This window comes from Polaromonas sp. P1_E11, from assembly GCF_056405995.1.
Window position 1 is genome coordinate 874,172 of the sequence record NZ_JBFUBA010000001.1, and the last position, 21,696, is coordinate 895,867.

General features: G+C 61.8%; 20 protein-coding genes. 11 read left to right on the plus strand and 9 right to left on the minus strand.

All coding sequences use genetic code 11. The features are described 5' to 3' along the window. Positions 1-9: 9 nt before the first annotated feature. On the minus strand, positions 10-1,086 hold the full coding sequence (locus AC1D11_RS04410; RefSeq protein ID WP_477647362.1) for an AI-2E family transporter: 1,077 nt from the start codon (positions 1,084-1,086) through the stop codon (positions 10-12). Positions 1,087-1,265: 179 nt separating this feature from the next. Between AC1D11_RS04410 and purM the strand changes: the two genes are divergently transcribed. Together purM and AC1D11_RS04420 are read left to right on the plus strand one after the other, a co-directional pair. Next, positions 1,266-2,306, plus strand: coding sequence for a phosphoribosylformylglycinamidine cyclo-ligase (gene purM / locus AC1D11_RS04415; protein ID WP_457279297.1), 1,041 nt, complete (start codon positions 1,266-1,268; stop codon positions 2,304-2,306). A 169-nt stretch (positions 2,307-2,475) separates the two neighbouring features. Then, a complete protein-coding gene (locus tag AC1D11_RS04420) occupies positions 2,476-3,453 on the plus strand; it encodes a division plane positioning ATPase MipZ (RefSeq protein ID WP_477647361.1) in 978 nt (325 codons plus the stop codon). Between the two features lie 26 nt (positions 3,454-3,479). On the opposite strand, the gene metE is transcribed toward AC1D11_RS04420, so the two are convergent. After that, a complete protein-coding gene (gene metE, locus AC1D11_RS04425) occupies positions 3,480-5,828 on the minus strand; it encodes a 5-methyltetrahydropteroyltriglutamate--homocysteine S-methyltransferase (protein ID WP_477647360.1) in 2,349 nt (782 codons plus the stop codon). 144 nt (positions 5,829-5,972) lie between these two features. Between metE and AC1D11_RS04430 the strand changes: the two genes are divergently transcribed. Next, positions 5,973-6,896, plus strand: a complete 924-nt coding sequence (locus AC1D11_RS04430) for a LysR family transcriptional regulator (protein WP_477647359.1) — start codon at positions 5,973-5,975, stop codon at positions 6,894-6,896. 94 nt (positions 6,897-6,990) lie between these two features. On the opposite strand, the gene AC1D11_RS04435 is transcribed toward AC1D11_RS04430, so the two are convergent. After that, the gene (locus AC1D11_RS04435; RefSeq protein WP_477647358.1) at positions 6,991-7,842 is read right to left on the minus strand and encodes a SirB1 family protein; all 852 of its coding nucleotides are present in this window, start codon (positions 7,840-7,842) and stop codon (positions 6,991-6,993) included. Between the two features lie 74 nt (positions 7,843-7,916). Next, entirely contained in the window at positions 7,917-9,482 is a 1,566-nt protein-coding gene (murJ, locus tag AC1D11_RS04440) for a murein biosynthesis integral membrane protein MurJ (RefSeq protein ID WP_477647357.1), read from the minus strand. Between the two features lie 200 nt (positions 9,483-9,682). Between murJ and rpsT the strand changes: the two genes are divergently transcribed. The 3 genes from rpsT to AC1D11_RS04455 all read left to right on the plus strand — a co-directional run bounded on the left by rpsT (position 9,683) and on the right by AC1D11_RS04455 (position 11,178). Next, positions 9,683-9,994 (plus strand): 30S ribosomal protein S20, encoded by a 312-nt coding sequence (rpsT, locus tag AC1D11_RS04445; protein WP_007864125.1) that lies wholly within the window; start codon positions 9,683-9,685, stop codon positions 9,992-9,994. A 196-nt stretch (positions 9,995-10,190) separates the two neighbouring features. Continuing rightward, positions 10,191-10,376 (plus strand): hypothetical protein, encoded by a 186-nt coding sequence (locus tag AC1D11_RS04450; RefSeq protein ID WP_477647356.1) that lies wholly within the window; start codon positions 10,191-10,193, stop codon positions 10,374-10,376. Continuing rightward, complete coding sequence (locus AC1D11_RS04455; protein ID WP_477651167.1) at positions 10,327-11,178, plus strand: hypothetical protein; 852 nt, start codon at positions 10,327-10,329, stop codon at positions 11,176-11,178. Before AC1D11_RS04450 ends, AC1D11_RS04455 begins: the two co-directional genes overlap by 50 nt. A gap of 21 nt (positions 11,179-11,199) precedes the next feature. On the opposite strand, the gene AC1D11_RS04460 is transcribed toward AC1D11_RS04455, so the two are convergent. Next, the gene (locus AC1D11_RS04460; RefSeq protein ID WP_477647354.1) at positions 11,200-11,517 is read right to left on the minus strand and encodes a DUF3579 domain-containing protein; all 318 of its coding nucleotides are present in this window, start codon (positions 11,515-11,517) and stop codon (positions 11,200-11,202) included. 283 nt (positions 11,518-11,800) lie between these two features. Between AC1D11_RS04460 and AC1D11_RS04465 the strand changes: the two genes are divergently transcribed. Together AC1D11_RS04465 and argF are read left to right on the plus strand one after the other, a co-directional pair. Next, the gene (locus AC1D11_RS04465) at positions 11,801-13,018 is read left to right on the plus strand and encodes an acetylornithine/succinylornithine family transaminase (RefSeq protein WP_477647353.1); all 1,218 of its coding nucleotides are present in this window, start codon (positions 11,801-11,803) and stop codon (positions 13,016-13,018) included. A gap of 98 nt (positions 13,019-13,116) precedes the next feature. After that, a complete protein-coding gene (gene argF, locus AC1D11_RS04470) occupies positions 13,117-14,028 on the plus strand; it encodes an ornithine carbamoyltransferase (protein ID WP_477647453.1) in 912 nt (303 codons plus the stop codon). Positions 14,029-14,080: 52 nt separating this feature from the next. Here argF and glk read toward each other — a convergent pair whose 3' ends face one another. Both glk and AC1D11_RS04480 read right to left on the minus strand, forming a co-directional pair. Beyond that, positions 14,081-15,142, minus strand: coding sequence for a glucokinase (gene glk / locus AC1D11_RS04475; RefSeq protein WP_477651168.1), 1,062 nt, complete (start codon positions 15,140-15,142; stop codon positions 14,081-14,083). Continuing rightward, on the minus strand, positions 15,139-16,140 hold the full coding sequence (locus tag AC1D11_RS04480) for a Bug family tripartite tricarboxylate transporter substrate binding protein (RefSeq protein ID WP_477647351.1): 1,002 nt from the start codon (positions 16,138-16,140) through the stop codon (positions 15,139-15,141). Before AC1D11_RS04480 ends, glk begins: the two co-directional genes overlap by 4 nt. Positions 16,141-16,327: 187 nt before the next feature. On the opposite strand from AC1D11_RS04480, the gene AC1D11_RS04485 reads away from it, so the two are divergent. Together AC1D11_RS04485 and AC1D11_RS04490 are read left to right on the plus strand one after the other, a co-directional pair. Beyond that, positions 16,328-17,680: a class-II fumarase/aspartase family protein gene (locus AC1D11_RS04485; protein WP_477647350.1), complete on the plus strand. Its 1,353-nt coding sequence runs from the start codon at positions 16,328-16,330 to the stop codon at positions 17,678-17,680. Positions 17,681-17,705: 25 nt separating this feature from the next. Then, on the plus strand, positions 17,706-18,764 hold the full coding sequence (locus AC1D11_RS04490; protein WP_477647349.1) for an oxidoreductase: 1,059 nt from the start codon (positions 17,706-17,708) through the stop codon (positions 18,762-18,764). Between the two features lie 21 nt (positions 18,765-18,785). On the opposite strand, the gene AC1D11_RS04495 is transcribed toward AC1D11_RS04490, so the two are convergent. Continuing rightward, entirely contained in the window at positions 18,786-19,946 is a 1,161-nt protein-coding gene (locus AC1D11_RS04495) for a GntR family transcriptional regulator (RefSeq protein WP_477647348.1), read from the minus strand. A gap of 98 nt (positions 19,947-20,044) precedes the next feature. Further along, positions 20,045-20,809, minus strand: coding sequence for an SDR family oxidoreductase (locus AC1D11_RS04500; RefSeq protein WP_477647347.1), 765 nt, complete (start codon positions 20,807-20,809; stop codon positions 20,045-20,047). Positions 20,810-21,032: 223 nt separating this feature from the next. Here AC1D11_RS04500 and kynB point away from each other — a divergent pair, with 223 nt between their 5' ends. After that, positions 21,033-21,692 carry an arylformamidase gene (gene kynB, locus AC1D11_RS04505; protein WP_477647346.1) on the plus strand — a complete coding sequence of 220 codons (660 nt, stop codon included), beginning with the start codon at positions 21,033-21,035 and terminating at the stop codon, positions 21,690-21,692. Positions 21,693-21,696 lie beyond the last annotated feature (4 nt).

Below are 21,696 nucleotides of genomic sequence, written 5' to 3' on the forward strand. Positions count from 1 at the left end.
TGTTCAGCCTTAGCCGGCCTTGTTGTAAAGCCGGCTGGCCATATAGCTGGCTTTAATGCGGCGTATACCCACCAGCAGCACCGCGCTGGCCGGCAGCGCAACCAGCACGCCGACAAAGCCGAACATCTGGCCGAAAGCCAGCAAGGCAAAGATCACCGCCAGTGGATGCAGGCCGATGCGCTCGCCCACCAGGCGCGGCGTGAGGTACAGGCTTTCCACCAGTTGCCCGATGCCGTAGACCACGGCGACCATGACGAGCGCCTTGAGCGAAGCGAACTCCAGCAGGCCGGCCAGCACCGCGAGCATCAGGCCCAGGCCAAAGCCCAGGTAGGGAATGAACATCGCCAGGCCCGTGAAAACACCGATGGGCAGGGCCAGATCCAGACCGAACAGCGCCAGGCCCACCGCGTAAAACACCGCCATGATCAGCATGACCAGCAGCTGGCCGCGCAGGTACTGGCCCAGCACCGAGTCGGCTTCGTCAGTGAAGCTGTCAAAACCCGCGCGCAGGTGCGGCGGCACCAGTTCGAGCACGCGAGCGACAAATTTATCCCAGTCCATCAGCAGGTAAAACAGCGCCACGGGAATCAGCACCGCATTGCCGATGATGGCCAGCGCCACGCTGCCGCCCAGCTTGAGTGACGACATCAGCGAGCCGAACAGGTCTTCAAAATTGGCATTGAGGTACTTGAGTACAAAGGCCTTGATGCTGCCCACGTCCAGCGCGACATGGATGCCGAACTGCGCCAGCCACGGCGCCAGGCTGGTGTTGAGCCTGTCGGCCAGCAGCGGCACCTGCTCGCGCAGCACAGGCAGCTCCTTGGCCATGATGGGCACGATCAGCAAAAAGAGGCCGAACAGCGCCACGATGAAGAGGAACTCCACCATGACCACCGCCACCACGCGCGGCAGGCGGCCCTTGCCCATGTCGTCCAGCCGGTTCACGAGCGGCGTCAACGCATAGGCCAGCACGGCGGCAATGACAAAGGGTGCCAGCACCGGCCCCAGCAGCCACAGCGCCAGGATGACCAGCGCGGCGATGGCGCACCAGGCGGTGGCGCGTTTTTGGGTGGTGGTGAATTGCATACAGCCTTGGGTTGAGCTTGCCGGAAGGAACCCTGGAAAAAGTCCCTGGAAAGGCCCGAAAGGCGCCTGATGGGCAGCCTTTAGAATCTCAGGCTGAATTCTATCGGGCTTGCAGGCCGCTTCCGGGCTGCAAATCCGCCTTCTGACCGCCTGCCCTCCCACTGCATCAAAGCCGACACATGACCACCTCCTCCACTTCCCCCCTGAGCTACAAAGACGCAGGCGTCGACATCGACGCAGGTGACGCGCTGGTCGAACGCATCAAGCCGCTGGCCAAAAAAACCATGCGGGAGGGCGTTTTGGCAGGTATTGGCGGTTTTGGCGCCCTGTTTGAGGTGCCCAAGCGCTACAAGGAGCCCGTGCTGGTCAGCGGCACCGACGGCGTTGGCACCAAGCTCAAGCTGGCTTTTGAATGGCAGATGCACGACACCGTGGGCATCGACCTGGTGGCCATGAGTGTCAATGACGTGCTGGTACAAGGCGCCGAGCCGCTGTTTTTCCTGGACTACTTCGCCTGCGGCAAGCTCGACGTGGACACGGCTGCGGCTGTGGTGGGCGGCATCGCCAAGGGCTGCGAGTTGAGCGGCTGCGCCCTGATCGGGGGCGAAACCGCTGAAATGCCCGGCATGTACCCGTCTGGCGAATATGACCTGGCCGGCTTTGCTGTCGGCGCGGTTGAGAAATCCAAAATCCTGACCGGCAAGGATGTGAAACCCGGCGATGTGGTGCTGGGCCTGGCCAGCAGCGGCGTGCATTCCAACGGTTTCAGCCTGGTGCGCAAGTGCATTGAACGCGCCGGCGCTGCGGCTCCCGCGAAGCTTGACGGCAAACCCTTCAAGCAGGCCCTGATGGAGCCCACCCGCCTGTACGTCAAGAACGTGCTGGCCGCGCTGGCTGCCCACCCGATCAAGGCGCTGGCCCACATCACCGGCGGAGGCTTGCTGGAAAACATTCCGCGCGTGCTGCCCGAAGGCACGGCCGCCCACCTCAAAAAGGGCAGCTGGCCGCAAACCGAGCTGTTCGCCTGGTTGCAAAAAACCGCCGGCATTGACGACTTCGAGATGAACCGCACTTTCAACAACGGCATCGGCATGGTCGTGGTGGTGGATGCCGCCAATGCGCAAGCCACAGCCAAAACCCTGCGTGACGCCGGCGAGCAGGTGTATGAAATCGGTGTGATCGCACCCAAGGGCGACGGCGCCGCCGTCACGGTCGGCTAAGCCTGCCGCAACCGCCCTCTCGCGCCCCACGACCCGGGACTGTCCTCTTCCTCGGCCGGGCCGTTTTGCTACAAAAACACTAGCTGCGTGCGCCCATGGCGCTTAGGGTCACTGGACTTTTCGTTATTTATGTATCAAACTGTTCCATCGATCCGTCTTTGGAGCAGTCATGCCGGTTATCGCAGTCGTCAACCGCAAGGGAGGCAGTGGCAAGAGCACGCTGGCCGCGCACATCGCCGCCTGGTGCGCGCGCAATGGCAGCTCGGTCATGCTGGGCGACGTAGACCGCCAGCAGTCGGCGCGAAGCTGGCTCAAGCGCCGGGACCCCGCGCTGCCCGCCATCGCGCCCTGGGCCGTCGACCAGAAAAACATGCTGCGTGTGCCCACCGGCATCACGCACGTGGTGCTTGACACGCCGGGCGGCATGCACGGCTTTGAGCTGGCGCGCGTGGTGATGTTTGCCGATGTCATCGTCATGCCGGTATGCAATTCAATGTTTGACCGCGAATCGGCTGCGCAGTGCCACGCCGAGCTGATGGCGTTGCCGCGCGTGGCCAGCGGCCGCTGCCGGCTCGCCACGGTGGGCATGCGCATCGACGGGCGCACCAGTGCCGCGAAAACGCTGCAGGCGTGGTCTGAGAGCCTTGGCATGCCTTTCCTGGGCGCCCTGCGCGAAACCCAGCTGTATGTACGCAGCCTGGAGCGCGGCATGACGATATTTGACTTGCCGGCCAGCGCCGCAACGCAAGACCTGCAGCAGTGGCAACCGATCCTGGAGTGGCTGCGCCCCACGTTGTATCCGCCGCAAGCCGCCAACGACGCGCCCGAAAGGGGACACGCGACAGTGCCGGCCAAAGCCCCGGTCCGGATGATCGCGCCCCTGCCTTCGACCGCCGCAACGCTGGGCGCCCGGTTGCTCAACCCACCGCCCGCTGCCAAAGCCGCGTCCGCGCGCCTGGGCAGCTCGCTTCCCAACAGCCTCATGCCCGCGCAGGAATCCCTGGTGCATGGCGCGCGCATGTCCGCACAAAGTACCGCACGCGCGGTCGGCCGGCCTGTGCAGGTCAGCACGGCGCCGGCCATGTCGCGCAATGTGGACTCTCCTGACGGCATGCAGATTCCGCATTTCCTCAAGCGCGGCACCTGATTCGCCCTCCCTCCCGGCGCACCGCGTCAGGAGGCCGCCAGCTCCTTGCGCACTTCTTGCGCGGCCCGCACCATGTTGCCGAGCGCCGCTTCGGTTTCCAGCCAGCCCCGCGTTTTCAGCCCGCAGTCGGGATTGATCCAGAGGTTTTCCGCCGGTATCACGCTGGCGGCCTTTCGCAGCAAGCGCACCATGGCGTCCACGGTCGGAACGCGCGGTGAATGGATGTCATACACGCCCGGCCCGATTTCATTGGGATACCTGAAGGCGCCAAAGCCGCGCAGCAGTTCCATGTCGGAACGGCTGGTCTCGATGGTGATCACGTCGGCGTCCATTGCGGCGATTTCCGGCAGGATGTCGTTGAATTCGGCGTAGCACATGTGGGTGTGGATTTGCGTCTCGTCGCGCACACCCGAGGCACTGATGCGAAAAGCCCGCGTGGCGGCGCGCAGGTACGCGGCCCAGCTCGCACGGCGCAGCGGCAATCCTTCGCGAATGGCCGGCTCGTCGATCTGGACGATGCCGATGCCGGCCCTCTCAAGGTCCACCACTTCGTCGCGGATGGCCCAGGCGATCTGCTCGCAGGTCAGGCTGCGCGGCTGGTCGTCGCGCACAAAGGACCATTGCAGGATGGTGACGGGGCCGGTCAGCATGCCTTTCATCGGCAGCTTCGTCAGGCTCTGCGCATGGGCCGTCCATTCCACCGTCATGGGTGCAGGTCTCGCCACATCGCCAAAGATCACCGGCGGCTTGACGCAGCGCGAGCCGTAGGACTGCACCCAGCCGTTGGCGGTGAAGGCAAAGCCGTCAAGCTGCTCGCCGAAGTACTCGACCATGTCGTTGCGCTCGGCTTCCCCATGCACCAGGACGTCAAGGCCCAGCGCCTCCTGCTTGCGTACCGCCAGCGCAATCTCGGCTTCCATCTTTTCACGGTAGCCCGCCGCGCCGAGTTCGCCGCGTTTGAACGCTGCGCGCGCAGCGCGAATCTCCGGCGTCTGCGGGAAGGACCCGATGGTGGTGGTGGGCAGCGGCGGCAGCGCAAGGCGGGCGCGCTGCAGGGCCTGGCGCACCGGAAAAGGTGAGCTGCGGCAATCGTCGCCCGCAACGCTGCGTGCAAGACGCAACGCTACGTCGGCCCGGTGCACACGGGGGCTGCGCCGGCGCGCCGCAACAGCTGCGCGGGCTGAAGCAAGCTCCCTGGCAACCAGAGACTCTTCTCCCGTGAACGCCGCGCGCAACATGCGCAGCTCGCCCAGTTTTTCCACAGCAAAGGCGAGCCAGGCGCGCAGTTCTGTATCCAGCGCGTTCTCGGCTGCAAGACTGAAAGGCACGTGCAGCAGCGAGCAGGAGGGCGCGATCCAGAGTTCGCCCTGATGCCTGGCAGTTACCGCGCGCAGCTTCGCCAATGCCGCATCGGGGTCTGTGCGCCAGATGTTGCGGCCGTCCACAATACCCACCGACAGCACCTTGTGCGCAGGCAGCCAGTCGGCCACCCCCACCAGTTCCTCGGGCGCACGCACCGCATCGACATGCAAGCCCGCCACCGGCAGCTGGCAGGCCAGCCTGAGGTTGTCGGCCAGCGGCGAAAAGTAGGTGGCCAGCAGCAGCTGGGGTGCGTTGCGGGCTAGCTGTGAATAGCTGCGCTCAAAGGCGTAGCGCCACTGCTCGGGCAAATCCAGGCCCAGGATGGGCTCGTCCATCTGCACCCACTCCACGCCTTGCGCCTTCAGCCGCCTGAGAATCTGCACATAAACCGGCAGCAGTTTGTCGAGCAGGCTGAAGCGGTCAAAGCCGGGCTTATCGTCGCCTGTCTTTTCCTTGCCAAGCCACAGAAAGCTCAGTGGCCCGAGCAGCACCGCCTTGACCCGGTGGCCGGCGCCCTGGGCCTGCGCCACTTCATCGAAGAGGCGCTCCGAAGCAAGGCTGAACTGCGTTCCTGCATTGAATTCGGGCACCAGGTAGTGGTAATTGGTGTCAAACCATTTGGTCATTTCCAGCGCGAAGCTGCCGCCGCCTGCCTTGTCATCCGCGCACGCACAGTCGGCACTGCGTGCAGGGTCGTTGTGCGCATTCACGCCGCGCGCCATGGCGAAATAGCGGCTGAGCGAAGGCTCCTGGCCGGTGAAGCCAAAGCGCGCCGGTTCGCAACCCAGCATCTGGATGTGATTGGCCACGTGGTCGTAAAAAGCGAAGTCGCCTACCGTGACAAAGTCCAGCCCGGCTTCTTTCTGCACGGCCCAGTGCTGCTCGCGCAGGCCGGCTCCGGTGGCTTCCAGTGCAGCCAGGTCAATCTCGCCGCGCCAGTGTTTTTCGAGCGCGAATTTCAGTTCCCGGTTCGCGCCCATGCGCGGAAAACCCAGGGTATGTGTGTGGACCATCCAGTTATCTCCCAATGCAAATCAATCACAGAAGAACGCATGGTCAGCCGGATTCAACTATTATTCAAACGAAAGATATTGCCTTTCAACATGAAAATAATTGATTCATCGATTAATCTGCTGACGATCTGCAAGGAATAACTGATGAGCCCGTCCATCCTTGAGCTGCGCCACCTGCGCACGCTAACCGCCCTGCGCGACAGCGGCAGCCTGGTGCGCGCGGCGCAATTGCTCAACCTCACGCAGTCGGCGCTCTCGCATCAGGTCAAGCTGCTTGAAGAGCGCTACGCCACGCCGCTGTTCGAGCGCAAGTCCGTACCCCCGCAGTTCAGCACCACGGGCCTCAGGCTGCTGGCGCTGGCCGACGCGGTGCTGCCGCAAGTTGAGGAAGCCGAGCGCGACGTAGCGCGCCTGGCCACCGGGCGCTCGGGCCAGTTGCGCATCGCCGTGGAATGCCACACCTGTTTTGACTGGCTGATGCCGGCCATGGATTCGTTTCGCTCACGCTGGCCCGAGGTAGAGCTGGACATTGTTTCGGGCTTCCACCCCGACCCGATTGCACTCGTGCTGCAGGACCGCGCCGACATCGCCATCGTCTCGGAAGAAGACGCCAGCGAAACCGTGGATTTCCACCCGCTGTTCCGCTTTGAAATCATGGCGCTGCTGGCGAACGACCACTCGCTGACGGCCAAAACACATCTCACGGCAAGGGACTTCGCCAACGAAACCCTGATCACCTACCCGGTACCTGACGAAATGCTCGACGTGGTGCGCCAGGTGCTGGAGCCGGCCGGCGTCAAGCCTGCGCGCCGTACGACCGAGCTGACGATTGCCATGCTGCAGCTGGTGGCCAGTGGCCGCGGTATCGCCGCCCTGCCCAAATGGGCCGTGCAAAGTTACCTGGACAGAGGTTACGTGAGCGCAAGACCGATCGGCAAAAAGGGCCTGACTGGGCGCCTCTATGTCGCGTGCACGCAAGCCATGTCAGGCCGGCCCTGGCTGGAAGACTTTGTGGCGATCACAAGGGAAAGCTGCTTTCTCACGCTCAGCGAGATCGAACTTCTTTGAGAAAAGTGCCTGCGACGCCCTGAGGACGGGCGCAAGCAGCTATTAAATCAATAGCAATGCCGGAGCAGGCAAACCGGGGACACAGCAGGGAAACTCAGTGGCGGCTCTGGCGCAGCTGGGTCAGCCGCTCGGCCATGGTGTCAATGTCAAGCGCGTCTTCGGCGTTGGCAAGATAGATTTCCAGGTCGGCAATGGCCCGCTCGGGCTCGCCATGCGCGGCCCAGGCCAGACCGCGGTCGCGGTATTCGGTCCATGCTTCCGGCTGCAGAACGATCAGGCGGTCCTGCACGGGGATCAGGCGCTGCCAGTCTTCCTGCGTCTTGTGGATTTCCTTGAGGTTGCGCAGCATGCGGCTGATGATTTCGCGCGGCGGCGCCGACTGCAGGTACAGGCCCATCGGCACCTCAAATTCTTCGTCGGCGTTGCTGCGTTGCCGGAAAGGCTCCAGCCGCTCGGACAGCTCTTCGCGGCTGAGCGACTGGCCGCTGAACGGATCAATCACAACCTGGCCTTTGGGCAGGTTGACCTTCACCATGAAATGCCCGGGAAAGGCCACGCCGCGCGCGTTGAGGCCCAGGCCCAGGGCCAGCTCAAGCCATAGCACCGCCAGCGTGATGGGAATGCCGCGGCGTGTGCGCAGCACGGCATTCAGGTAGCTGTTGTCGGGGTCGTAGTAATCGTTGACGTTGCCGCCGAAGTTCAGGTCGTGGAAGAAGAACTGGTTCAGTGCCCGGAGGCGCTGCAGCGCGGGAGCATCGGCAGGCAGGCGGCGCTTGAGGCGGGCCAGCAACTGGTCTACATCGCCCAGCACCTGCTGCACATCAAGGTCGGGGTATTCGTCCTGCGCCAGGCTGACGGCGGCTTCCAGCAGGGGGAAATGCTCGTCGCTTTCCACAAGGCTGGAGAAATACTGCAATGGAGACGGTACGGTCAGATTTAATTGCATACCCTACTGTCTCATAAACCGGCGCAAAAAGGGAATCAAGGAATGCCCTTGAAGAGTCTGAAAAAGGCGACAGCTCAGTGTTTCAGGAGTTTTCGCACCTTCAGGCCAGACGCCCACAGCGCTATAAAATAAATAGCGCCTGACGCAAGAAGGACGAGCGCCAGCAGCCCTATTCTCTCCAGGTACTGGCTCTTCAGGCCGACCCAGTTCACGGCCCCGGCCGCCCACAGCAGAAAAACCGCCAGCAACGCACTGGCACCCACCACCTGTGCCGAAAACATGCCCCAACCGGGCGCCGGCGTGTAGCTGCCGCGCCGCTTGAGCCCCCACAGCAGCCAGAGCGCGTTGATGAGCGCGCCAATACCGATGGCCAGCGCCAGCCCGGCATGTTGCAAAAACGGTACCAGCGCCAGATTGAGCAGCTGTGTCACCACCAGCACGGCCACCGCAATGCGCACCGGCGTCTTGATGTCCTGGCTCGCATAAAAACCTGGCGCCAGTACCTTGATGGCCACCAGTCCCAGCAGGCCCGCGCCGTAGCCCATCAAGGCCGTAGTAGTCTGCTGCACGTCGCGGTCGGTAAAAGCGCCATAGTGATAAAGCGTGGCGACCAGCGGCTGGGCAAACGTCATCAGGGCCACGGCACAGGGAACAGCCAGCAGCACCACAATGCGCAGGCCCCAGTCCAGCATGGCCGAATAGCGCGCGGCGTCACCGGCGGCTTTGGCGGCCGAGAGCTGCGGCATCAGCACCACACCAATGGCCACACCCAGCATTGCGGTCGGGAACTCCATCAGGCGGTCGGCATAAGTGAGCCAGCTGACGCTGCCGGGCGTGAGGTGCGAAGCGATCTGCGTATTGATAAGAAGCGAAATTTGCGCCACGCTGACACCCAGCAAAGCCGGCACCATGAGCCGGGTGATGTTTTGGGTAGCCGGATCGGCCCAGGCCGCCTTGATCGCAGAAGGGTTCCAGCCGATGCGCGGCAGCAGCCCCAGCCGCAACAGCGCCGGCACCTGCACCGCCAGTTGAAGGATGCCGCCCACCATCACGCCACCGCCCAGGGCGTAAACCGGCTCGATCCCGTGTGCCTTGAACCAGGGAGCGCCCAGCCAGGCCGCCAGAATCATGGAAAGGTTGAGCAGTACCGGCGTGGCAGCCGGCACGGCAAACCGGCGCCAGGTGTTGAGCACGCCCGAGGACAGCGCTACCAGCGACATGAAGCCGATGTAGGGGAACATCCAGCGCGTCATGAACACGGCAGCCTCAAAGCCGCGCGCCTCCTGCTTCAGGCCGCTGGCCATGGCCCAGACCAGCACCGGGGCTGCCGCCACGCCGGCCACACAGGTCAAAAGCAGCGCCCAGGCCAGTAAAGTGGCGACCCGGTCTATCAGCAGTTTGGTCTCGGCTTCGCCGTTTTGGGCCTTGCTCGCAGCCAGCACCGGCACAAAAGCCTGGCTGAAAGCCCCCTCGGCAAACAGCCGCCGGAACAGGTTGGGAATGCGAAATGCCACATTGAAGGCATCCGTCATGGCGCTGGCCCCAAAAGTCGAGGCAATCAGCAGTTCCCGCACCAAACCGGTGATTCGGGAGACCAGGGTCAGAAGGGAGACGGTAGAGGCAGATTTGAAAAGTGACACGCATGGAGTTTAGCCCCCGCCAGTCGCCCAGCCCCCTCCCATACCAGCAGGGGCCGCGGAACCGGCTTTGCCGGGCCGCAGGCGCAGCGGCCCCCTCGGGGGGCAGGGAGCTACACGCAGTGAGCGACCGTGGGGGTATATAATCGTGGGCTTTGCTGCAACATCCACAGACTCCTCCCCAGGATTAAAGGAATTTATATATGGCTACCGCCAAACCCAAGAAAAAGAACCCCCGCCTCGCGTCGGGCCGTAAACGCGTCCGCCAGGACGTCAAACTCAACGCTGCGAACACCTCGCTGCGCTCCAAATACCGCACCGCTGTGAAAAACGTCGAAAAAGCCGTTGCAGCCGGTGACAAAGACAAAGCCAAAGACCTGTTCGCCAAGGCCCAAAGCATTGTGGACACGGTTGCCGACAAGGGCATCTTCCACAAGAACAAGGCAGCGCGCGACAAGAGCCGCCTGTCCGCCAAGGTGAAAGCCCTGGCACTGGCCCCCGCAAAGGCCGCCTGAGCAATCAGGCAAATCGCCCGGACGGCATTTTGAAAATACCGTCCGCCGTTTTGTAGGGTGCGCTGCAGCAAAGCAAAAAAGCCGTCGAAAGACGGCTTTTTTGTTGGGCGCTTCACTTAGACTCAAGCGCAGACAGGGCGCAACGGGACAAGCCGCCTTGCTCAACTGTTGTTACTTCAACAAGAAAAGGCGGGCCATGCGCGCACTCGTTCTGCCGGTCCTCATCGCGGCCAGCCTGGGCACTGTTCATGCGGCCGACGACGAAATCTTCGACTTCAACGAGCTGCTCAATCCCGGCACCATCAGCCAAGCGGAGTGCAACGCCAAGCAGGATGCCGTCTGGGTGGAAACGCAGTGGCGCGAAGGGTGCCTCGAGCGGTAGCGCCGAACGCACCGCCAAAGGCTGCATTCGCTACTTTCCCAGTGCCAATGCTTCCGGCGCGGAAACCGCCGTGCTCTTCATGCATGGCGACGTCCTGAGCGGCGGCATGGCGCAAGCCAGGGAGGCCTATGTCAAATCCGCCAGCCGGAGCCTCCAGATTGCGCGGTCCGAACGCTCGGCCAAGGAAATTGGCCTGCCGGTGATCCGCATAGGCCGGCCAGGCGCTTACGGCAGCACCGGCGCGAGCCATTTGCGCGAGCGCCGCATGCCGGTGGAAGCCCATCTGACAAACGCGGCGATCGATGCCATCAAGAAAAAATACGGTTACCAGCGCATCCAGCTGACAGGCCTGAGCGGCGGCGGCGGACTGGTGGGTGCGGCACTGACACTGGGCCGCACGGACATCGATTGCGCCGTGGTCGCCAGCGGCGCGGTGAGCACCAAGACGCGGGCCCGACTACTCGGCAGCAAGGAAGCCCAGCGCGGGCTGGACCAGACGGGACAGCCTCTGTCGGCCGTGTACGACCCGATCGACCATATCGCCGGTATCAAGCCGGACGGACGGCGCCGCGTGTTCGTATTGGGCGACCCGCAGGACTCGGCCGTGGCCTTTGAATCGCAGCAGGAATTCCAGCAAAAACTGGTGGCAGCCGGCACGCCCGCCACCTTGCTGACCGCCCCCGCTGCCGATGCCAAGCACCACCAGTTGGGGTCCGAGGCGCGGCTCGTGGCCGCCTGGTGCAAATCCGGCGTGACAGATGCCCAGATACAGGCCTGGCTGACCGAAGGAAAAAAGAAATAGGCCGGTGAAGCCGGCCTGCCCTCAGCGAGCGGGCGGCTCGGGAATCAGGCAGGCTTCAGCCACCTGTAAATCATTGTCTTTGGCGAAGTTGATGGCGAAGTCCCAGGCCATGGGCTCGGCTTCACGCAACTCAGAGTTGACGACCACACATTTGACGCCGTTGATGACGGTGGGCACGCACCAGGGGGAGTAGGTGAGGTGGCTGCCGGGCTGCGGGCCGCCCGGACGGAAATGGCTCATCACACCGCACAACCTGTCGGCCCAATCGCTGGGCCTGAAGGTTTTGCCGTCGCGGGTAATACCCTGGATGAAGACTTCTTTGGCGGTGTTGGAGACCATCGGATGGAGGGTTTTTGCGGCGCCTGACGTGGGAAAGGGATCGTATTCGCCCCATGTTGCACCGCACAACAATTCTATCTTATTTGCGACTCTTATATAAGACTTGGCGCTTAATTTTCAATGACGGAGGGTGCAGGAGAAGCACCAGGCGCCTGCATTGCAGTGATGCAGGATCGTCACAAAAGGCTGCAGAGTCTGCGCCTAAAATCAGCCCAGGCCCTCATCTATCCGCTGCGGGCCTCCGATTTTCAGCCCTGTTACAGCCCTTGTTCCGGAGTTCTCCATGACCGCCGCCCTGCCAAAGCATATTGAAGCCGCCTCCCCCCACGTGATGAACACCTACGGCCGCCTGCCCATCGCGCTGGACCACGGCCAAGGCTGCCGCGTCTGGGACGTTAACGGCAAGGCCTACCTCGACGCACTGGGCGGCATCGCCGTCAACACGCTGGGCCACAACCATCCCAGGCTGGTGCCCGCGCTGCAGGAGCAGATCGCCAAGCTCATCCACAGCTCCAATTACTACCACGTGCCTTTGCAGGAAACCCTGGCCGCCAAACTGGTGGAACTGTCGGGCCTGGAAAACGTATTTTTCTGCTCCACCGGCCTGGAAGCCAACGAAGCCGCACTCAAGCTGGCGCGCAAGTTCGGCCACGACAAGGGCATTGAGCGTCCGGAAATCGTCGTCTATGAGAAAGCCTTTCACGGGCGCAGCATCGCCACCTTGAGCGCCACCGGCAACCCCAAAGTGCAGGCCGGCTTCGGCCCGCTGGTGGAGGGATTTATCCGCGTGCCGCTCAACAACATCGATGCGCTGAAAGCGGCGACGGCCAACAACCCGAATGTAGTCGCGGTGTTTTTTGAAGCTATCCAGGGCGAAGGCGGCATCAACAGCATGAAGGACGACTACCTGCGCGACGTGCGGGCGCTGTGCGACGAACGCGACTGGCTGCTGATGATCGACGAAGTGCAGTGCGGCATGGGCCGCACCGGAAAATGGTTTGCCCACCAATGGTCGGGCATCAAGCCCGACGTGATGCCGCTGGCCAAGGGCCTGGGCTCAGGTGTGCCGATTGGCGCGGTGGTGGCCGGCCCCAAGGCTGCACATATCTTTGGCCCCGGCAACCACGGCACAACTTTTGGCGGCAACCCGCTGGCAATGCGTGCGGGGGTGGAAACCATCCGCATCATGGAAGAAGATGGCCTTCTCGCCAACGCCGTGAAGGTGGGCGACCATCTGCGCGCGGCGCTGGCCCGCGAACTCGCAGGCGAAAAAGGTTTGAAAGAAATTCGCGGCCGCGGCCTCATGCTGGGCATTGAGCTGACAGTGCCTTGCGGCGAGCTGCTCGCCCGCGCCGCCGAAAACGGCCTGCTGCTGAGCGTGACCGCCGACACCGTGATCCGCATGGTGCCTTCGCTGATCATGACCACGGCTGAAGCCGACGAAGCGGTGGCCATTCTGGTTCCGCTGATCAAGCAGCTTTTGAAAGAAAAATCAGCATGACCGCAACGAAAGAATTTTCCGCCGGGCCGCCCCAAGGAAAATTAGCCCCCTCGGGGGGCAGCGCAGCACACGCAGTGGCAAGCGTGGGGGCTCCTTTAGTGCGGCACTATTTGCAGTTCAGCGACCTGAACGCGGCCGAATATGCCTACGTTTTCGAGCGCGCCGCCATCATCAAAAAGAAATTCAAGGCCTACGAAAAACACCAGCCCCTGGTCGACCGCACGCTGGCGATGATTTTTGAAAAAGCTTCGACGCGCACGCGCGTGAGCTTTGAAGCCGGCATGTACCAGTTGGGCGGCAGTGTGGTGCACCTGACCACCGGCGACAGCCAGCTAGGCCGTGCCGAGCCGATTGAAGACAGCGCCAAGGTCATCAGCCGCATGGTCGATCTGGTGATGATCCGCACCTTCGAGCAAACCAAGATCGACCGCTTTGCCGAGCACTCACGCGTGCCGGTCATCAACGGCCTGACCAACGAATTCCATCCCTGCCAGATCCTGGCCGACATATTCACCTACATCGAGCACCGCGGCTCCATCAAGGGCAAAACGGTGGCCTGGGTGGGCGACGGCAACAACATGGCCAATACCTGGCTGCAGGCCAGCGAAATCCTCGGCTTCAAGGTGCACGTGAGCACCCCGGGCGGCTACGAGGTTGACCAGTCCATCGCCGGCATCCGCTCGGCCGAAAGCTACAAGGTCTTCAAGGACCCGATGCAGGCCTGCGCTGGTGCCGACCTGGTCACCACCGACGTATGGACCAGCATGGGCTATGAGGCCGAAAACGAAGCACGCAAGAAAGCTTTCGCCGACTGGTGCGTGGATGCCGAGATGATGGCCGCAGCCAAGCCTGATGCGCTTTTCATGCACTGCCTGCCTGCCCACCGCGGCGAAGAAGTCGAAGCCGACGTGATCGACGGCCCGCAGTCGGTGGTCTGGGACGAGGCTGAAAACAGGATGCACGCGCAAAAGGCGCTCATGGAGTTCCTTTTGCTCGGGCAGATTGCGTAAACGCTGAGGGATCAACGATAGAGCGTGAGTTCCATCGGCACCGCGAGCCGCGTCACCCGTCTCGCGGAACACCAGGCGCTGAAGCGGACGGGTTGTCCAACGCAATTGCGGCGCCGCGAAGCGCAGGTGACTGCCTGGACTGAATGACGTACACCGGCACGTCTGCCAGGAACTGTGCAAAGCGTCCCTTTGCCCTGAAGCGTTGCCCGAACGCCGTGCGCTCGAAAACATCTCCCATGCGCGGAACGATGCCGCCGCCGATAAATATCCCGCCGCGAGTGCCGAGCGTCAGTGCCAGATTACCCGCGACCGTTCCGAGGAACGCGCAGAAAAGATCGAGTGCCTCGCGAGACCAGGGATCACCCCCGTCCAGTGCCGCCGACGCTATGGTCGCCGCATCAAGCCCGACATCAGGTGCGCAGCCGTCGACTTCCTTGATCGCCAGGTAGATATCCACCAGGCCCTGGCCGCACACGGCTCTCTCGGCCGAAACATGGCCGTAGCGGCGGCTTAACCAATGAAGTACCGCCTGCTCACGCGGGGTGCAAGCCGCCAAAGTAGCATGTCCGCCTTCCCCCTCGATCGGGATCCAGCCGCCCTGCCCGTCGGGCAACAGCCCCGAAACGCCCAAACCGGTACCGGGCCCGATCAAACCCATCGCAGCGAAAGAGGCGGGCTTTCCGCCCTGAACCTGGCGCAACTCCTCTGGTCTCAATGCGGGCAGTGCCAGAGCCAGCGCCGTAAAGTCATTCAGCACCCGCAGCTTCGTGAATCCGAATTGCCCCTCCAGTGCCTTGATCGAGAAAGTCCAGCGATGGTTGGTCATTCGAACCTGATCCCCATGCACTGGATTGGCAATCGCGATTGCGCAGCCAGGAGGGGCGCTTCGCCTCACAACGCCCAGGCAATGCCGGATTGCATCCGCAAGGCTGGCATATCCGGCACAAGGCAATATCACCAGGTCATCGATGGATGCCCCGGCACCGGTCTGCCATGCGAAGCGTGCGTTGGTCCCGCCTATGTCGGCCAAAAGCCTCCCATTACCGCCAGGACTGACTGGCAATGCCGTCATCTTTTTTTCATCGCAACCGGGCCAGGATGAGCCGCTTGTCATTCCATGGTGATTTTTGCGGTCTTCACAATATCGCGGTACAGCGCTGCCTGAGGACTGACGAACGCACGAAGCTCACGGCCGGCCATCGGAGCGACCGTGATGCCGGCTTCCGCCAGCTTTGTGCGCACGTCGGGCTGCGCGAGAGCGTCCAGCAATGCTTTTTCATAAGCGGCCACGATAGGAAGGGAGGTTCCCGCTTTCACAAACAGGCCCTGCCAGAGCGGCAGCGAAATTCCGTTGAAGCCTTCTTCCTCGCCAATCCTCCTGACATTCGGCAGTTGCGGAACGCGTGCCCCATCAGACACCGACAGGGCCTTGATCTTGCCCTCCTTGAGAAAGGGCATCGCCGTTGACAAGACCAGCACCGCGCTGTCCACCTGGCCACCAACAAGATCATTCACGATCTGGGCACCACCACGGTACGGGATATGCAACATTTCCACCTTCGCCCGCTTATTGATGAGCGAGCCGTACAGATGTTGCATCGTCGCAATTCCGGGCGTTGCGTAATTGAAGTTCTCTTTACCGCTTTTGCGTAGCGCACCCGCCAGGTCGGAAAGCGTCGCGTGGGGCGAACCCGCGGGGACGGCGAATACCAGGGGCACCGTGGTCATTCTTCCAACCGGCAGAAGGTCCTTCTCCCAATCAAGCCTGGTCTTCGGATTGACCATTGGCACTAGCACGGTATCCGTGCCTCCCATGTAGATGAAGTTCCCGTCAGCTGGCGCATTGAGCACTTTTTGCGCGGCAATCATGCCGCTGGCGCCCGCAACGTTCTCGACGATGACCTGGCGCCCCAGGCGCTTTGACAGCTCGGTACCCACAACGCGGGCGACCAGATCGGCACTGCCGCCAGCAGAGTACCCGACTATCAGCGATACAGGCTTGTCCGATTGTGCGCGGCCAATGCCCGGTAATAACGCGCCGGCGCCCAGCAAGGCAAGCTGGTTCAACAGCCTGCGACGCCCGGCCCACTGGCGAGCAAAAAGATCTTCCATGATGTGTCTCCATGTTTTATGTACCAGCTGAGTGCATGGTAATTGTATTGTATTTATATTTATTGTAATTTGTATTAATTTTCAAATTATTCTATATAAAACATTGAATTACATAAATACAATATGCATCAATCAAAAATTTAGCGAGTACGCCACCAGGCTTGCCGCGTCACAATCCAGGCCGTCCATGAATACCAGTATGTTTGAATCATTTATTACCAGCCACTGGTTCAGCGGCGAAGCCAAGCGCATCTGGAGCGACAGGGCCACGTTGCAGGCATGGCTCGATGTTGAAGCAGCACTGGCTCATGCCCAGGCCGAGCTTGGCGTCATTCCCGCCGAGGCCGCGCAAATCATTGGAAAGAAGGCCAATGCCCGGCTCTTCGATCTGCAACGCCTGTCCAGGGACATCGCGTTTGCACAACATCCGCTTGTTCCCGTCCTCTCCCAGTTCGAGGAACTGTGCGGCGACCCGGCAGCGGGCTATATCCATTGGGGGGCGACGACCCAGAACATCTTCGATACCGCAAGTTCACTGCAGATGCGTGAAACACACCACTTGTTAATGGGTCATCTGGATGCTGCGATCGCCGCACTTGGCCGGCTGGCGCAGGAACACCGGGCAACGGTGATGGCGGGCCGTACACACGGTCAACATGCGTTGCCGATGACGTTCGGCTTCAAGCTTGCCGGCTGGATTGACGAACTGGACAGGGACCGCGACCGCCTGACGCGGCGTCTGGCTTCGTCGTTCGTCGCGTGCATGGGCGGCGCGATAGGCACTTTCGCGGCGATGCGCAACAAAGGCCGGGCCGTGGAAGCCCGCATGGCTGAGCAACTCGGGCTACCGCCAGCCGGACTGCCAAGCCGTTCGTCCTACGATCGCGTATGCGACTACATTTCGGCACTGGGGCTGCTTGCAGGTACCGCGCAGAAAATCGCGCAAGACGTCGTATTCATGCAGCGCACAGAAATCGGGGAGGTTGCGGAAGCGTTTCACATGGGCAAGGTAGGCAGCTCGACCATGGCGCAGAAACGCAATCCTTCCACTGCGCTGCTGCTGGTCAGCCTTGCGCGCATGATGCGGATGCGGGTGCCTGCGGCCCTTGAAGCCATGGTGCGCATGGACGAAGGCGATTCGTCGGCAACCAACGTGACCGACACCCTGCTTCCAGAAATCGCCATCATCTCGGTGTCCATTGCCGAGACCCTTGCCAGGCTGGCAAAGGGTCTTACCGTGAACATTGAGGCGATGCGGCAAAATCTTGAACTGTCAGATGGCCTGATCGCTTCGGAAGCCGTCATGATGCGGCTGACCGGGCTGATGGGACGCCACGAAGCACACAAAGTGCTCTACGAAGCGGCGCAGCGCTCCCAATCCGAAGGGGTTCCGTTTATAACAACCATCAGCGAGCACCCGGTGTTTGCAAAGCATGGGCTTCCTGAGGGCCTGGCCCAGGCACTTGTTGCAGGCAACTATGTGGGCGAATCGGCGGCAATCACGACTGAGACGGTCGAGCGCGTGACGCAACCTCGATAAGCGGTCAACCTGAAAGGGGTACCTTGTGCTTAAAACTCTCTGCGTTGGCATCGTCGGTTACGGCTATGCCACCAAAACGTTTCATGCACCTTTGATAGCGGGAATCCCGGGTCTCAGGCTTGCCGCGATTTCAAGCAGCAATCCTTCCAAGGTGTACGCGGATTGGCCCGATGTGCAGGTCGAAGCAACTGCAGAGCGGCTTTTTGCGCGTCCGGACATTGACCTGGTGGTGATACCAACACCCAACGACACACATTTTTCGCTCGCCTGCGCAGGGCTGGCCGCAGGCAAGCATGTAGTGGTCGACAAACCCTTTACGGTCACGTTGGACGAAGCACGGCAACTGCAGGCAAAAGCACAGACCGCTGGGCGCCTGCTCTCCGTCTTCCACAATCGGCGCTGGGATGCAGACTTCCTGACGGTGTGCCAGGTCATTGCCTCCGGTGAACTGGGCCAAATCGTTCATTTTGAATCGCATTTTGATCGTTACCGGCCGGAAGTTCTTGGCCGTTGGCGCGAACAAGCCGATACGGGCGGCGGACTGTGGTACGACCTTGGAGCACATCTACTGGATCAGGCGCTGCAGTTATTCGGGCTTCCCGAATCGATTGCGCTGGACCTCGCCCAGCAACGCGATGAAGCAAAGACTCCGGACTGGTTTCACGCCGTGTTGCGCTATGGCCAAAGCCGGATCATTTTGCATGGCAGTGCTCTGACGTTGACCCCGGGGCCGCGCTTCACAGTGCATGGAAACCTGGGCAGTTTCGTCAAGATGGGTCTTGATCCACAAGAGGATGCGCTGAAAGCCGGAAAGCGTCCGCCAGCGCGGGACTGGGGAGTTGACCCCTTGCCTGCCGCGGTGTCAGTTTGGCTTGATGGCGCTTGCGCAAGGCGCGAAATAAACTGCGTGGCGGGTGACTACCCTGCCTACTACAGCGCGGTACGCGATGCCATCCATGGCAAGGGCATCAACCCCGTCACGGCCAATGAGGCGATGCAGGTCATCGGTTTGATTGAGCTGGGACTGCGGAGCGCGCGCGAGGGTTGCACAATGCCCGTTTCCGCTATCGAATTCCAGGCGTGACACATGCGCTCGGCAAAATGATCAGGAGCCGGCGGCAATCGCCTCGCTGCGAGTTTTGACGGACTTCCGCAAACCCTGCTCATGCGGCTCACCAGCCATCGGCAAGGTGGCGATCGATTGGCCAGCGTAAGTCGTCACAGGAATCAGGCGTACGCCATAGGGGATTGAAGGGTCGGCCCATCGTGCATTGATGGCCAGATACAAATACTCGATCTGATCGGCCACGCTGCATCCGATCGTGTCAAAAAAGTTGGCGTGCTCGTTCGCAAGATCCGTACGCCCCAGCAACACCACACTCAGCAGTGCGGGTATGCCAATGCCGGCTTCCTGCAGCAGCTCCCGAAATCTGGCGCCATCCTCGACGCCCCACGCCACCAACGCGGTGAAAGGTAGCTGTCCCGAGGCGTCCAGACCTGCCTTGATCATTTCCACAAGCACCGCTTCGTAGTTCTCGTCAGGCAGGTGCGGCACAGTGATCGCCTGAAGCTCAATTCCAGTCAGGGTGGTCTGCAGGTAGTCGAAGCGCCGCCGCCCCATCTGGGTTGCCAAAAATGGGTGTGACGTCGTTGCATACGCAATGCGCGTATGGCCTTGCTGCTGCAAAAGCGTGATCGCCGATGCCAGCGGCTCTCCCCATTCCATGCCGACCACCTCGACGTCGGCTCCAGCGAGGGCCACGCCATCCACAGCCAACGCGTCACATTTCTCTTTGAGCGCTGCGAGCAAATCAATCGTGATGGTTTTGTAGCTCGACTGAACCACGCAGGCATCAAAGCGGGGCGAGCCCTTCAATACAGTCCGCGCGTGGGCGGGATCGGTGTAGGAAACTTCCAGTACGCGGTGGCCATCCGCGGTAAAGCGGCGCTGCAGTCCTTCTATCAACACACGGCCGCGGGCAATGCTGATGGAGCGGCGAAGCAGTAACACGGATCTGCCGGCCGATGGCTGGGCGCCCGAACCGGCACCGGTGGCTTCACCCTCTACGCGAAAATAGGTGCCACGGCCTACCTGCGATGCAATCAGCCCTCGGGCTTTCAAGCCCTGGAAGGCGCGCTGAATCACCATCTGGGAGACGGCAAACCGGCGCATCAAATCCCGAATGGTCGGAAGGCGATCCCCCGGCTGGGCAGTACGTGCCAACTCTTCGAGGTACTGTTCCAGATCAGATACTGTATTGTTCATATACATACAATACAACACATTTCGCGCAACCCTCAGTTGTCCTGGCTATGCGCCATGCATACCTTGAGCAATATGCGCCGGGCTCAACACAACATCCCTCAACCGCGGCCCACAAACGGCATCTTCGTGGCCATGATGGTCATGAACTGCACATTGGTTGACAACGGCAGAGACGCCATGTGCACCACGGCGTCAGCCACTTCTTTCGCGTCCATCATCGGCTCAATGGCGATCTCGCCGTTGGCCTGGGGCACGCCCTTGGCCATCCGGGCCGCGAGCTCTGTCATGGCGTTGCCAATGTCGATCTGGCCGCAGGCGATGTTGTACTTTCGCCCGTCCAGCGAGATCGACTTGGTCAGGCCCGTGATGGCGTGTTTGGTCGAGGTGTAAGGCGCTGAGTTGGGCCGAGGCGCATGGGCGGAAATCGAGCCGTTGTTGATGATGCGGCCGCCCTGGGGCAACTGGTCTTTCATCAACTTGATGGCGGCCTGCGCACAGAGGAAGGAGCCGGTCAGGTTGATGTTGACCACATTGGTCCACTGCTCAAACGTGATGTCTTCGAGGTTGACGGGCGGCGCGCCCACACCGGCGTTGTTGAACAGCAAGTCCAGCCGGCCGAACTTTTCCCTCACTTTGGCGAATGCCGCCGCCACGGAGTCGGGCTGGCTCACGTCTGTCGGCAAAGCCAGCGCGCGGTCTGTGCCCGACTCTTTGGCAACCTCGTTGAGCGGCTCGGCGCGACGGCCCACCAGCGCCACGCTGTAGCCTTCACGCAGCAGGGCCAAGGCCACAGCCTTGCCAATGCCGGTGCCCGCGCCGGTGACGAGTGCGACTTTGCCGCTGGACTTGTTCTCGGAATTCATGGTGTGCCTTTGTCTCTTTGAAGGGGTTGTAAAGACGCTCTGGTAAATCGATGCCGCAACGAGCGCTACAGCCTTTAATTGTGCCCGAGGCCGACGGGTTCCACAGGCCGCGCCCGGCGACTGCGCGGCCCGTTTTTTGTCAGGTACTTTAGGTTTCAACTATTTTTGAGATTGTTGGAAATAACCGACACCATGGCTTTTTTGCCGGTGCTACCTTTGCACCATGACAGCCCGCACCTCCGCTTCCACCACATCACCACCGCGAAAACTCTGGGACATCTCACCATCGGTGGATGAAAACGCCGCGGTGTTCCCCGGCGACACGGCCTATTCGCAGCAGTTGCATTTTTCACTGACGCCGGACTGCCCGGTCAACGTCAACAGCATCACACTATCGCCCCACACCGGCGCGCATGCCGATGCGCCGCTGCACTATGCCAACGGTGAAACCAGCGTCGGTGAACTCGACCTCGCGCCCTACCTCGGGCCCTGCCGCGTGATCCACTGCATGGACTGCGGCCCGCTGGTGCGGCCGGAACACATCACCCATGCGCTGGAGAATTTACCCGCGCGCGTGCTGCTGCGCACCTCTCGCATCGCCAGCCAGGCCTGGGACGCTTTCACCGCCATCGCCCCCGAGACACTGCAACTGCTGGCGAACAAGCACATCACCCTCATCGGCATCGACACCCCGAGCGTGGATCCGGCCACCAGCCAGGATCTGCCCAGCCACCACCAGTTGCTGGCGCAAGACCTGCGCGTGCTCGAAAACCTGGTGCTCGACGACGTGGCCGAAGGCGACTACGAACTCATTGCCCTGCCACTCAAACTCACCCGGGCCGACGCCTCTCCCGTTCGCGCAGTCCTGCGTGAACTTCCATGAAGAC